General features: G+C 66.1%; 12 protein-coding genes. 5 read left to right on the plus strand and 7 right to left on the minus strand.

What is annotated here, in order from left to right; genetic code table 11:
* Nucleotides 1-48 precede the first annotated feature (48 nt).
* From rpoH to FA89_RS03315, 6 genes are all read right to left on the minus strand, one after another.
* Nucleotides 49-909, minus strand: coding sequence for an RNA polymerase sigma factor RpoH (gene rpoH, locus FA89_RS03290; RefSeq protein WP_036109786.1), 861 nt, complete (start codon nt 907-909; stop codon nt 49-51).
* Nucleotides 910-1,152: 243 nt separating this feature from the next.
* Nucleotides 1,153-1,848: a uracil-DNA glycosylase gene (gene ung / locus FA89_RS03295; protein WP_036138168.1), complete on the minus strand. Its 696-nt coding sequence runs from the start codon at nt 1,846-1,848 to the stop codon at nt 1,153-1,155.
* Nucleotides 1,845-2,639 (minus strand): response regulator, encoded by a 795-nt coding sequence (locus tag FA89_RS03300; RefSeq protein WP_051939003.1) that lies wholly within the window; start codon nt 2,637-2,639, stop codon nt 1,845-1,847. The genes ung and FA89_RS03300 overlap by 4 nt, the downstream gene beginning before the upstream one ends.
* Before the next feature lie 59 nt (nt 2,640-2,698).
* Nucleotides 2,699-3,679: a permease-like cell division protein FtsX gene (gene ftsX / locus FA89_RS03305; RefSeq protein WP_036138169.1), complete on the minus strand. Its 981-nt coding sequence runs from the start codon at nt 3,677-3,679 to the stop codon at nt 2,699-2,701.
* Complete coding sequence (ftsE, locus tag FA89_RS03310; RefSeq protein ID WP_036138171.1) at nt 3,676-4,353, minus strand: cell division ATP-binding protein FtsE; 678 nt, start codon at nt 4,351-4,353, stop codon at nt 3,676-3,678. The genes ftsX and ftsE overlap by 4 nt, the downstream gene beginning before the upstream one ends.
* A 90-nt stretch (nt 4,354-4,443) precedes the next feature.
* On the minus strand, nt 4,444-6,222 hold the full coding sequence (locus tag FA89_RS03315; protein WP_036138174.1) for a DEAD/DEAH box helicase: 1,779 nt from the start codon (nt 6,220-6,222) through the stop codon (nt 4,444-4,446).
* Between the two features lie 430 nt (nt 6,223-6,652).
* Here FA89_RS03315 and trxA point away from each other — a divergent pair, with 430 nt between their 5' ends.
* From trxA to FA89_RS03335, 4 genes are all read left to right on the plus strand, one after another.
* A complete protein-coding gene (gene trxA, locus FA89_RS03320; RefSeq protein WP_036143580.1) occupies nt 6,653-6,979 on the plus strand; it encodes a thioredoxin TrxA in 327 nt (108 codons plus the stop codon).
* A 153-nt stretch (nt 6,980-7,132) separates the two neighbouring features.
* On the plus strand, nt 7,133-9,022 hold the full coding sequence (gene rho / locus FA89_RS03325; RefSeq protein WP_036138177.1) for a transcription termination factor Rho: 1,890 nt from the start codon (nt 7,133-7,135) through the stop codon (nt 9,020-9,022).
* 171 nt (nt 9,023-9,193) lie between these two features.
* Nucleotides 9,194-10,564, plus strand: a complete 1,371-nt coding sequence (locus tag FA89_RS03330; protein ID WP_036138179.1) for a glutamate--cysteine ligase — start codon at nt 9,194-9,196, stop codon at nt 10,562-10,564.
* Between the two features lie 9 nt (nt 10,565-10,573).
* The gene (locus FA89_RS03335; RefSeq protein WP_036138181.1) at nt 10,574-11,269 is read left to right on the plus strand and encodes a UPF0149 family protein; all 696 of its coding nucleotides are present in this window, start codon (nt 10,574-10,576) and stop codon (nt 11,267-11,269) included.
* 67 nt (nt 11,270-11,336) lie between these two features.
* On the opposite strand, the gene FA89_RS03340 is transcribed toward FA89_RS03335, so the two are convergent.
* Complete coding sequence (locus FA89_RS03340) at nt 11,337-12,761, minus strand: OmpP1/FadL family transporter (RefSeq protein ID WP_036138184.1); 1,425 nt, start codon at nt 12,759-12,761, stop codon at nt 11,337-11,339.
* A 225-nt stretch (nt 12,762-12,986) separates the two neighbouring features.
* On the opposite strand from FA89_RS03340, the gene FA89_RS03345 reads away from it, so the two are divergent.
* Nucleotides 12,987-13,289, plus strand: coding sequence for a YcgL domain-containing protein (locus tag FA89_RS03345; protein ID WP_036138187.1), 303 nt, complete (start codon nt 12,987-12,989; stop codon nt 13,287-13,289).
* Nucleotides 13,290-13,344: the final 55 nt, after the last annotated feature.

The raw sequence follows: 13,344 nt of genomic DNA on the forward strand, positions 1-13,344 counted from the left end.
GAAAACGGCCCCGAGGGGCCGTTCCGGATCTTACGCCCAACGCGGCACTCAGGCAGCGATGGCGACGCGCATCTTCTTCATGGCGTTCGCTTCGATCTGGCGGATACGCTCGGCGGAAACGCCGTACTCGTCCGCGAGATCCTGCAGCGTGGCCTTGTTGTCCTCGGCCAGCCAGCGACGCTGGATGATGTCGCGCGAGCGGGCATCCAGGTTACCGAGCGCCGACGACAGTGCGCCCATCTGGTTGTTGCTCGCATCTTCCTCGGCGAGGTTGTCGTACGGATCGGCGCCCTCGTCGACGAGGAACGCGGCCGGTGCCGGCTTGTCGTCGTCATCGGCGTCGGCCGGTGCCTCGAAGCCGACATCGCGGCCGGAAAGACGCGATTCCATCTCGCGCACCGTGGCCTCGGGAACGCCCAGGTCGTGGGCGACCACGCGCACTTCTTCTGCGTTCATCCAGCCCAGGCGCTTCTTGCTCTTGCGCAGGTTGAAGAACAGCTTGCGCTGGGCCTTGGTGGTGGCCACCTTGACGATGCGCCAGTTGCGCAGGATGAACTCGTGCATTTCGGCGCGAATCCAGTGCACCGCGAAGCTGACCAGGCGAACACCCTGGTCCGGGTCGAAGCGCTTGACCGCCTTCATCAGGCCGATATTGCCTTCCTGGATCAGGTCCGACAGCTGCAGGCCGTAGCCGTTGTAGCCGCGCGCCACGTGGACCACGAAGCGCAGGTGGGACATGACCAGCTGCTTGGCGGCGTCCAGATCGGCGTCGTCACGGAAGCGACGCGCCAGCGACTGCTCCTCGTCAAGGCTGAGCACCGGGATGCGATGGACTGCCGAGATGTAGGAATCCAGACTGCCGACGACGCTCGGGAGCCCGTAGTTACGGGTAACGAGAGCTTGGGACATGTGTGGAACCTCCAAAAAGTCTGTATGCAGATTAGCAGTCCCGCAGTGAGAGTGCTAAGTCAGCCCGAAGTTCATCGGTTAACTGTACGCAATGGTACAGAAATACCCCCAGCCTGTCCAGATGGACCCACTGGGGTATTCAGGAGGCAGACGGATACCCTGCCACCCGGCCAAGGCAGCACGGTGACACGAGAGACGTGACGCGGCTGTCGCACCCACCCTCATTGGGCCGCGAGGCGGGCTTTAAAGAGCCGCGGCCGGCGGAAGCGACCAGTCGATCGGCGCCTCGCCCCGGGACGCCAGGTACGCGTTTGTCTTGGCGAAGTGCCCGCACCCCATGAAACCCCGGTGCGCGGACAGCGGCGAGGGATGCACGCTGCGCAGGATCAGGTGGCGCTTGCCGTCGATCAGCTGGCCCTTCTTCTGGGCGTGGCTTCCCCACAGGAGAAACACCAGGCCTTCGCGCTCGCGATTCAGCGCGTCGATGGCGGCGTCCGTGAAGCCTTCCCAGCCCTTGCCCTGGTGCGATGCGGCCTGCCCCGCTTCCACCGTCAGCACCGCGTTGAGCAGCAGCACACCCTGGTCGGCCCAGGGGGTGAGGCAGCCGTGGTCGGGCCGCGGAATGCCGAGGCTGTCTTCAATCTCCTTGAACATGTTCTGCAGCGACGGCGGCACCCGCACGCCGGGGCGCACCGAGAAGCTCAGCCCGTGCGCCTGACCGGGGCCGTGGTAGGGATCCTGGCCCAGGATGACCACGCGGACGCGGTCGAATGGCGTGTGCGCGAAGGCGTTGAATATCTCCGGGCCCGGCGGGAAGATCGCCTTGCCTGCCGCCTTCTCTTCCCGAAGGAAGTGCGACAGGGCCAGCATGTCCGGCCGGTCGAGGTAAGTGCCGATCCGTTCCTTCCAGGACGGCTCCAGCTTGATGCGGTCGTTCAATCCCGTGTCCTTTCGCGCAGGTGCAGCGCCACCCGCAGCTGGAACAGCAGCTTGGTGATGAGCAGTTTTTCCTCGACGGGCTTCTCGACCAGGTCGTTGGCCCCCGCGCGGAGCAGCGCGGCCTGGTTGGCTGGGTTTTCGTCGCCGGTCATGATGAGCGTCGGCAACCGACCCTTGCCGTAACCGAACTCGTTGCGGATGCGCTCGACCAGGTCGCCGCCCGTGAGCTCGCCTTTCAGGCTGACATCGGTCAGCACGATGTCCGCCCCCATCCGCCCCTGGGATTTCGCCTCATGCAGGTGGACCAGGGCGTCTTCCGCGCTGATCACGTGACGCACGGTCAGGCCGTATTTTTCCATCATGCGCCGCGTGGCCAGCGCGACCACCCGGCTGTCCTCGACATACAGCACCTCGCCTTCGGCGCCCCCTTCCGGTCGGACATAGCCGCGGATGAATTCGGCCAGGGCCTCGAAGCCCAGCGACTTGTCGAAATAATCGGTGACGAACTCGCCCAGTTCACGCCGATGGAGGCGTTCCTCGACGTCGCCCGAAACGACCACAATGGGCATGTAGATCTGCGGCGCGGATTCGCGCACGAAGCGGGCCACGTCCAGGCCATCCATATCGGGCAGGCGCAACGCCACGGTGACGAAATCGAACACGCCGCGCTGCAGTTCGACCTGGGCCTCCGCGCCGGTGGACACGCCCACGATCTCCACGCCCGGCACTTCCGCGGTGACGACCCGGGAAATGAGCTGGCGAACGACCCGGGAGCCGTCGACCAGGAGCATCCGCGGGGCCGTGCCGGCCACGCCCGAACCGATGTGAGTCGCCACCCGGTGCCCTCCTGTCAGACCGCCGCGGCGCGGCGGATCTGCCGTGCGCTGACCAGCCGCGCACCCAGCCAGCCGAGCAAGGCCGCGGCGAACGGGACCGAAAGCAGCAACCAGGCCGGCAGGCCACCGAAACTGACGCTGCCATCGTACGCCGCCGCCAAGCGCCCCACCGGCCCGGCCATGGCCAGCTCCAGCGTGACGGCCAGCACCACCGCCAGTACGCCGGCGAGGAAGCCGAGCCAGAGGCCCGCGTAAAGATAGGGCCGACGCACGAAGGGCCGGCTGGCGCCCACCAGCAGAAGCACACCGATCTCCGCGCTCCGGCTCTGGATATCGACCCGGATGGTGTTGCCCACGACCAGCAGCGCGGCAATGCCGAGCAGCGTGGCGAGCAGGCTCACGGCGCGCGTACCGACGCCGAGCAGGGCGTCCAGTCGCTGTCGCCACGCACCGGTGTCCTGCACCATGTCGACCCCGGGGGTAGCCTTCATCGCCTCGACCAGGCGTCCGGCATCCTCGGCGGACAGCCCGCTGCGCGGCTGCACCGAAAGCACGTAGGGCAAGGGATTCACGTCCAGCGACTGCAGCGACCCGGAAAACCCCTGCACCTCGGCCAGTTCGTCCAGGCCGTCCTTGGGCGTGCGCACGACCACGTCGGCCACCTCGGGACGCCCACGCAACGCCGAGGCCGCGGTCTCGGCCATGGCGCCGCTCTGGCCCGGTTTCATAAAGGCGCTGATGGACTGGTTGCGGCCGAGGGCGTCACCCATGCGCTCGACATTGCCCAGCAGCAGGTAGAACGCCAGCGGCAACGCCAGCGCCACGCCCATGACCGCCACCGTGAGCAGCGTGCTCAGCGGACGCGCGGCCAGGCGCCGCAGGCTGATCGAGAGGCTCCACGCGTGGTGTTCGCGCCAGGCCCCCATCCGGCGCGCTTCGCTGCGCTGGGTCTTGGCGGGTTCTGCGGGGCGGCGGGTGTCGCGAGCGGCGTTCATACCACCTCCGTGGCAGGCACATCGGCCACCAGCTTGCCGTGGTCCAGCACGACCACGCGCTTCTTCATGCGCTTGATGAGCATGAGATCGTGGCTGGCGACTAGCACGGCCGTGCCCACCTGCTGGAATTCCGAGAACAGGGTCATGATCTCCATCGCCAGCTGGGGGTCGAGGTTACCGGTGGGCTCGTCGGCGATCAGCACGGCCGGTTTGGCGACGATGGCGCGCGCGATGCCCACCCGCTGCTGTTCGCCCGTGGACAGGGCATCGGGCAACTGCTTCTCGTAGCTGAGCAGGCCGACCTTCTCGAGCGCCGCGCGCACCCGACGCGAACGATCCGCGGGCGCGATGCCGGCGATGACCAGCGGCAGTTCGACATTGGCGAACACGCTGCGATCCATCAGCAGCCGGTGGTCCTGGAAAACCATGCCCAGCTTGCGGCGGATGCGAGGAATGTCCGCCGAGCGGACGGTGTTGAGCTTCTGGCCGTCGAGGGTGACGACGCCGTTGGTCGGGCGCTCGATCATGGCCAGCAGCTTGAGCAGCGTGCTCTTGCCCGCACCGGAATGGCCGGTCACGAAGGCCATCTCGCCCGCCGCGACCTGGAACGAGACGTCGGTAAGGGCCTGGTGATCGCCCTCGTATCGTTTGCTCACCAGATCGAAACCGATCACCGCGTCACCCGTTGGCTGTTCAGCCTCAGAGGATAAGGGATGTCGTGACGGTTTTGCGGGCCGCCTGCATGCAGGCGGCCCGCAGGCACCTCAGCGGCTGCCGAAGAGGCGACCGATGCGGCGGAAGAAGCCGACTTTTTTCTCGTGCGTCTTTTCCGCGAGAGCCGGCGTGCCGGCGGGACGGTTCGCCGCCACCTGGCGTGACGGACGACGCCCCGGGTTCGACTCGGCCGGACCCTCGTCCTTATGGCGCGCGCCCGGCGACGCCGCCGGGCGATCGGCCGTGGCCGCCGCCTCGACCACCTGCTGGCCGTCGGTCGCCACGTCGAGGCCCTCCCGTGCGCCTCGACCGCGACCACCGCGACGGCGGCGACGCTTCTTCACCGCGCCGTCGGCGGCCATGGCCTCGGCCGCAGCCGGCAGTTGTTCGACCGACTCCGCGACCACGACCGTCGTCATCGGTATTTCGGTGGATGCCGCGGTGAAACCGCCCACGGGCTGGTCCTCGCGCGGCGGACGCGGGCGGCGCTCACGGCTGGCCGGACGCTCGCCGGAACGGGACGGCCCGCCACGACCGTCGCGGCCGGCACGGCCACCCTTCTCCGGCGGCGCGCCGCGGGTCGGGATGTGGCCGCCGGTGTCGTTCGGATCGTCCACTTCGTCCTGCACGCCGTCGGCGCGCGGACGCGGTGCCGGCATCACCAGCATCTTCGCGTCGATGGAGGCGGTGGGGATCTTCTGGTTGATGTACGTCTCGATGTCCGGCAGGCCCATCGCATACAGGTCGCAGGCGAAGCTGACCGCGTCGCCCTCCGCACCCAGGCGGGCGGTACGGCCGATGCGATGCACGTAATCTTCGGCGTCCTGCGGAAGGTCGTAGTTGAAGACGTGGCTGACCGCCGGGATGTGCAGGCCGCGCGCGGCCACGTCGGTGGCCACGAGCAGGTCGATCTGGCCATCCTGGAAGCGCTGGAGCAGCTTCTGGCGCTTGACCTGCGGCACGTCGCCGGAAATGGCGCCGACGCGGAAGTTGTGCCGCTTCAGGCGATCGGTGATGCGTTCGGCGGCGGCCTTGGTGTTGACGAAAATGATGCTGCGCTCGGTCTTGCTCTCTTCGAGCAGGTTGAGCAGAAGCGGCATCTTCTCTTCCTTGGAGGGGAAGTAGACGACCTGGCGGACCCGGTCGGCGGTGACATTTTCCGTCTCCACCACCAGTTTCTCGGCCTCGTGCATGTGTTCGTAGGCCAACTCGAGCACGCGGTGGCTGAGCGTGGCGGAGAACAGCAGCACCTGGCGCTTCTCGCGGGCCGGCAGGCGGCGGAAGATGAAGCGCACGTCCTTGATGAAGCCGAGGTCGAACATGCGGTCGGCTTCGTCGATGACCATGACCTCGACCGCGCCGAAACCGAACACATCCTGCTTGTAGTAGTCGAGCAGGCGGCCGGGCGTGGCGATGATGATGTCGCAGCCGTCGCGCAGCTGCTGGCGCTGCTTGTCGTAGTCCACCCCTCCGTAGATCAGCGCGCTGCGCAGGCCGGTGGCCTTGCCGATCGTCTGGAAATCCTTCTCGATCTGGATGGCCAGCTCGCGGGTGGGCGCGATGATCAGGGCACGGGGATCGGCATCCTTGCGGTCCACCGCGGCCGGATGCTTGAGCAGGCGGTCCATCAGGGCGACCAGGAAGGCGAAGGTCTTGCCCGTGCCCGTCTGCGCCTGGCCGGCGACGTCGCGCCCCAGCAGGGCGACCGGCAGGGTCAGTGCCTGGATGGGCGTGCAGCGGGTGATGCCCGCAGTGGCCAGACCCTGGTGGAGCAACGGATGGAGGTCGAGGTTTTCGTAGAAGACGTCGGTGAGAACGGTTTCGGACATAGGTAGGAATGGCCTGCGTCGCGCCACGCACATGCGCGGCGGCGTCCCCGGCGACCGTAGGATCGGGGGACGGTGGGTGATCCGACCGGCGTCACGGGAGAGTCGGGGGCGGCCGGTTACCGCCGGCGGCCTTACGACGCGCCCGGCGCACGATGGCCGGAGGCGGCGGCGCGCGACCCGACGGCTTCCGCTGGCATAGGTGAAAAGGCTGGAAAACGGGTAACCTTCTTACCTATGTCAACGGAAACCATCCCGTCGGCGCCCTTGAAACGCTTGAAGCGCGCCCCTAGTTGCGTTGGAAGGAGGGCTCGAGGCTGCAATGGCCAGGACCTTCGCTTCCGGTGCGACCCGCGACATGAGGCGCCTTAGTGTAGCCGATGTGAGCGTCACGGTCGTCAAGCCCCCCAGTCACCCCTTTTTGGAGATCACGGTGAGCGACAAGATCACCCATACGAGCGACGCTGCGTTCCAGCAGGAAGTCCTCGATTCCGACACCCCCGTCCTGCTCGACTTCTGGGCGGAATGGTGCGGCCCCTGCAAGTCCATCGCGCCGTTGCTCGACGAACTGGCCGGCGAATACGAGGGCAAGCTGAAGATCGTCAAGATCAACATCGACGAGAACCAGCAGACGCCGCGCCAGTTCGGCGTGCGCGGCATTCCCACCCTCATGCTGTTCAAGGACGGCAAGGTGGCAGGCACCCAGATCGGTGCCGTGGGCAAGGGCCAGCTGGCCAAGTTCATCGACGGCGCCCTCTGATCCGGTTCATCGCATGACCCGAGCCACCGCGTGAGGCGCTTTACGTCGCGCCTCACGCGATGCTAGGCTCTAGGGGTTCGCCGGGACACCGCTTGTCCCCCAGCCGCGAACCCTCTCCCCTCTTCTTTTAACGGCGCCCCGTGAGGTTTGCCCGTGTCCGATATCGAAACCAAAGACTCCAACGACGCCAAGGGCGCCGGCGACACGCCTGCGACCGAACCGCGTCCCCGCACGCGCCGCAAGGCGCCGCCTGCCGAAACGCAGGCGGTAGAGACGAGTGCTCCCGCACCGGCTCCGGTCAAGGCCCCGCCGCCGTTGCCACCGGTGCCCGCGCCGATGCCCGCGCCCGCGCCCCAGGCGGAACTGCAGCTGGGCAACACCTCGGCGCCGCCCGCCGACGCCCGACCGGCGTCGTCGCAAGGCGATTCCCGTGACGGTGGCCAGGCCAACCCGCCGCAGGGCGGCAGTCAGGGCGGTCAGAACGGCCAGCCGCAGGCGCGGGGCGACAACCCCAACCCGCAGCAGAACCGTAACGACCGCAATCCCAACGGTGGCGCCAATCCCAACGGTGGCGCCAACAACGCCAACAATGCCGAGCGCGAAGGCCGCGGCCGTCGTCGCCGCAACGAGCGCAACCCGCCCCGTCCGGGTGGCGGTGGCGGTGGCAATCCGGGCAACGGCAATGGCGGCGGTGGCAATTATCAGCATCCGCGCAACAACAATAACAACGGCTACCCCGTCGACGACGACGAGAACGCCGATGCCGGCAGCAACGATCGCCTGATCAACCTCACCGAGCTCAAGCGCAAGAACGCCATCCAGCTGCTCGAGTTCGCCGAGTCGCTCGGCGTGCGCGAGGGCGTGGCCCGCCAGCGCAAACAGGATGTGGTGTTCAACATCCTGAAGGCCCACGCCCGGTCGGGCGGCGGCATCTGGGCGGAAGGCGTGCTGGAAATCCTGCAGGACGGCTTCGGCTTCCTGCGCTCGGCCGACGAGTCGTACCTGGCCGGCCCGGACGACATCTATGTCTCGCCCAGCCAGATCCGTCGCTTCAACCTGCGCACCGGCGACTACATCACCGGACGCGTCCGCCATCCCAAGGAAGGCGAGCGCTACTTCGCGATGCTCAAGGTGGACGACATCAACGGCGATCCGCCGGAGGCGTCGAAGAACAAGCTCCTGTTCGAAAACCTCACGCCGCTGTTCCCGCGCAAATCGTTCAAGCTCGAGCGCGGTAACGGCTCCACCGAGGACATCACCGGCCGCATCCTCGACCTGGTGGCGCCCATCGGCCGAGGCCAGCGCGGTCTCATCGTCTCCCAGCCCAAATCCGGCAAGACGATGATGCTACAGAACGTCGCGCAGGCCATCCAGTACAACCACCCGGACGTCCATCTGATCATGCTGTTGATCGATGAGCGCCCCGAGGAAGTCACTGAAATCGCCCGCACGGTCCGCGCCGAAGTGATCAGCTCCACCTTCGACGAACCCGCGGTGCGTCACGTGCAGGTGGCCGAGATGGTGATCGAGCGGGCCAAGCGCCTGGTCGAGCACAAGAAGGACGTGGTGATCCTGCTCGACTCGATCACGCGCCTGGCCCGCGCCTATAACACGGTGGTGCCCAGCTCTGGCAAGGTGCTCACCGGCGGTGTCGACGCCAATGCCCTGCAGCGTCCGAAGCGGTTCTTCGGCGCGGCACGCAACGTCGAGGAAGGCGGCAGCCTGACGATCATCGCCACGGCGCTGACCGACACCGGCTCGAAGATGGACGAGGTGATCTACGAGGAGTTCAAGGGCACCGGCAACATGGAAGTGCACCTCTCCCGTCGCATTTCCGAGAAGCGCGTCTACCCGGCCATCGACATCAACCGGTCCGGCACGCGCCGCGAAGACCTGCTGATCGATCCTGACCTTCTCGCCAAGATCTGGATCCTGCGCAAGCTCCTCCACCCGATGGACGAGTTGGCGGCGATGGAGTTCATGCTCGACAAGATGAAGAACACGAAGTCCAACGACGAGTTCTTCAATTCGATGAAGCGCTGATCGCGCCTCACCGGAAGCTCGCGAAGAGGCCGCCCCAGGGCGGCCTCTTCGTTTTCACTACCGCACAAAAGCATTTGTTACCCTGCGCCGTCACGCCACACCTTTTACCGTCGGGCGTTTGCCCCCATGTGGGCGGCATCGGCCAAAAGCCCCCTCTTCAAGGAAAGCCCCGTGTCCATTCCCAGCGCCGCCAAGAGCACGCCCATCGGCGACCGTAACGACCTGGTGGCGTATCTCGCCAAGGGCGAGAAGCCCCGCGAAGCCTGGCGCATCGGCACGGAGCACGAGAAGTTCGGCTTCTACAGCGACGACCTGACCCCGCCCCCGTTCGACGGCGACCGCCCCGGCATCCGTCAGCTGATGGAAACGCTGGCCACGCGCTTCGGCTGGGATGTCGCCCGCGAGGGGGATATCCCCGTGGCGTTGACCAAGGGCATGGCCAATATCACGCTCGAGCCCGCCGGCCAGCTCGAACTCTCCGGCGCGCCGCTGGAGACGATCCACGACACATGCGACGAAGTGACAGACCATCTCAGGGAGGTCCGCTCGGTGGCGGAAGAACTGGGTATCGGCTTCCTCGGCATGGGCTTCCAGCCGAAATGGCGCCGCGACCAGATGCCCTGGATGCCCAAGGGGCGCTACAAGATCATGCGCGAGTACATGCCCAAGGTGGGCTCGCTCGGCCTGGACATGATGACCCGCACCTGCACCGTCCAGGTCAACCTCGACTTCTCCAGCGAGGCGGACATGGTGAAGAAGTTCCGCGTCGCGCTCGCACTGCAACCCATCGCCACCGCGCTGTTCGCCAACTCGCCCTTTACCGAGGGCAAGCCCAACGGCTACAAGTCGTTCCGCTCGCAGGTATGGACGGACACCGATGCCGACCGTACCGGCATGCTCGACTTCGTGTTCGAGGACGGCTTCGGCTACGAGCGCTATGTCGATTACATCCTCGATGTACCGATGTACTTCAGCTATCGCGACGGCAAGTATGTCGACCTGGCCGGACAGGACTTCAAAAAGTTCATGCGCGGCGAGTTGCCGGCGTTGCCTGGCGTACGGGCCGACATGAAGGACTGGGCCGATCACCTGACCACCGCATTCCCCGAGGTGCGCCTCAAGCAGTACCTGGAAATGCGCGGCGCCGACACCAGCACATGGAATTCGCTGTGCGCCCTGCCGGCCTTCTGGGTGGGCCTGCTTTACGACGACACCGCACTGGATGCCGCATGGGATCTCGTGAAAGACTTCACGAAGGCCGAGCGCCATGCCTTGCGCGACGGCGTGCCGAAAGAGGCGCTCGCGCTGCGTTTCCGCGATCACAGTGTGCGCGAACTCTCACTGGAAGCGGTGAAGATCGCCCGTGACGGCCTGAAGCGCCGCAACCGCCTGGGCCAGCGCGGTGTGGACGAGTCGGTGTACCTCGAGCCGCTGGAGGAGATCGCCCTGTCCGGCAAGACCCAGGCCGATACCAAGCTCGAGCTTTTCCACGGCCAGTGGAACCAGAGCGTCGATCCCGTTTTCCGCGACTACGCGTACTGAGCCATCATTATGCAGATGAATGAAGCGCGACTAGGCCGACTCGACGACCTCCTGATCTCGACCAACCGGTATTCGCTGGAAACGCTGGACGGTCTGTTTTCCGCGGCCATCGTCGGTCCGGCCGAGGTGGACATCGACGACTGCATGGCCATCTTCGACGCAGGCGAGGCGACGCCGTGGGAATCCGAGGCGGTGCATGCCGAGGTTGCCGAACTGCTCAAGGAGTTCTGGGCGGTGATCCAGGCGCGTGTCTCGGGCGATCCGAAGATCATGGGGGAAGAATCTCTTCCGTTCGTCGATTCCCCCGAGGAGTTCGACGAGCTCGAGGATGTCAGCACGTACGACGGTGATTTCCCGCTTGCCAGCGACTGGGCGCTCGGCTTCCGCTTCGCCATCGACGCATGGGAAGAAGAATGGTCAGAGTGGCTGGATGAATCGACCTATCCGTTCGTCGGCATGCTGCTGACCCTCACCGCCGACCAGACCGATCCCGATCCTGGCACCCCCGCCGTACCGCTGCCGACCTTCGAGGAGCGCATGACGCTGCTCAACGAGATCCCGTTCCAGCTGGCGACGCTGTATCGCCGCCGTCACCCGGAGCACGGACGCCCGCAGCGCCGCGACGAATCGAAGGTCGGGCGTAACGACAGCTGCACATGCGGCAGCGGAAAGAAGTTCAAGAAGTGCTGCGGCGCCGGCGGTTGATCCGCCCATAAAAAAACTCCCCGTCACCGGGGAGTTTTTTTGCGGTATCAGTCGATTGCCGAAGCGATCAGAACTGATACTTGGCCGACACGCTGAGCAGGTTGCCCTTGTCGTCGCTCTGGCCGACGAGGCGATCGTTCGTCGCGTCGGTGACGCCCGCGATGTGCGCCTTGTTGACGAAGATGTGCGCGTAACCGGCGTTGAGCTCGAAGTTCTCCGTGGCCTTGTAGCCGACGCCGAACGCCAGCCACTTGCGGGTGGAGTCGGGCACGCGCGGGGAACGGGTGTCGTCGTAGGTCGGCGTGCTGTCCACGGCGATACCGGCACGCAGCGTCAGCTTGTCGGTCGGGTAGTACTCGCCACCGGCCGAGAGGAAGTAGCTGTTGCGCCAGCTGTAGTTCTCGCTGGTGGACGGCTGGTTCGGATTCGAGTAATCGACCGTCAGGTCCTTGAACTCGTCCCACTTGGTCCACGACAGGTCGAAGCCCAGGCCGAACTTGACGTCCTGGTGCCAGAAGCTGGCGGTGGCCACGACCGGCGTGGTGAAGCCCGCCGTGCCGTTGGTGTGGGTGAAGGGCGGCTGGCCGCTACCTAGCAGTGCACCGACGGTCGGGTTGGACAGCACGGCCGAGACGTTGCTCGGCATCGTGAAGTTACCCGTGCCTTCCAGCGTGTGCTTGATCTTGCTGCGGTAGTTCAGCGCGATGCGGTCGTTCGGGGTGAGCTTCCACAGGCCGCCGACCTGCCAGCCGTAGGCCCAGTCGTCGCCCTTGATCTTGGCGACGCCATCGCTGCCCGGGGGCACCACCGCGGCGTACTGGCCGGCCAGGGCACGAGCCACGGCGGGCGAGAGCTGGCCAGCCGCGGCGGCGCGCTGGATCAGGCCCAGGCCCACGGTGTTGTAGTTGATGGCGCTGGTCAGTTCGGCCGTGGTCTTCTGCGCGATGGCGCTGACGCCCAAGGCGAAGTTGTCGGTGACGTCGAAAGAAGCCGACAGGGTGGCGTCATACGACTTGAAGTCGGACTTGATGGCGTTATAACGACCCTTCCAGTCGCCGTCGTATTCGGTCTTGAAGCCGAACGGCGCGGTCAGGCCGAAGCCGACGTGCCAGCGGTCGCTGACCTGGGTGGCCACGTAGAAGGCCGGCACCGGGATGGTGGTGCCCGCGTCGCCGCCGTTGCCGCCGGAGATGGGACGACCCTGCGCGTCGGTGGCGGTACCGTGGAACTTGGTGCTGAAGTTGATGCCGGTGACGTCGGCCTGGAACGTGGTGCCCTTGAGCATGCTCATGGCGGCCGGGTTGTTCACGATGACGGACGCATCGTCACCTGCCGCGGTGGAGCCGGCGAAAGCGCGGCCCAGCGCGGCGGCGCTGTTTTCCTTCAGCTGGAAGGCGCTGGCGTGGGCGGCCTGCGGAGCCACCAGCGCGCCGGCGATGGCCAGCGAAAGGGCGGCGACGGCCAACGGGCGGGTACGGATCAACGTCTGCATGGTGGGGCTCCTGCTTGTTCTGTCTGGGTCGATGTCACATTCGCGCAACGGAAACGTTCTTGTTTTCATACGCGCGTTTAACAATCTGCGGGGGAACTCTGGACGACTTGACGAATAATTTGCAAGTGCCGGTGCAACAAATCTGCAGGAATGTGGTCCGCACGCGCCCGCGGGCGCCGGCCTTTTGCTACCTTAAGTACTCGAACCGCCAGCGAGACCGCCGTCATGCACTGCTATGTCTACGCAAGCCTTCGCAAGCCCGATACCTACGTCTGGATGACCCGCCGGGATGGCCTCGACATGCTTCCCGAACCGCTGGTGCTCCTGCTGGGCGAACTGCGCTTCGTGCTCGAGGTGGAACTCACCCCCCAGCGCAAGCTGCCGCATAACGACACTGAGCAAGTGCTCATCAACCTCGCCGGATGCGGCTGGCACCTGCAGACGCCTCCGGGCGAAACGCTCACCGTGTGCAACCAGCCGAACCACAATCGCGAGATCGATCCCGACCAGATGCTCGTCAGGGCCTGAGCAGGCGAAACCGCGCCGGGCGCGCGGTGCGTTACCAGGGTTAACGCCGCGTTAC

The organism is Luteibacter sp. 9135, assembly GCF_000745005.1.
Lineage (GTDB): Bacteria > Pseudomonadota > Gammaproteobacteria > Xanthomonadales > Rhodanobacteraceae > Luteibacter.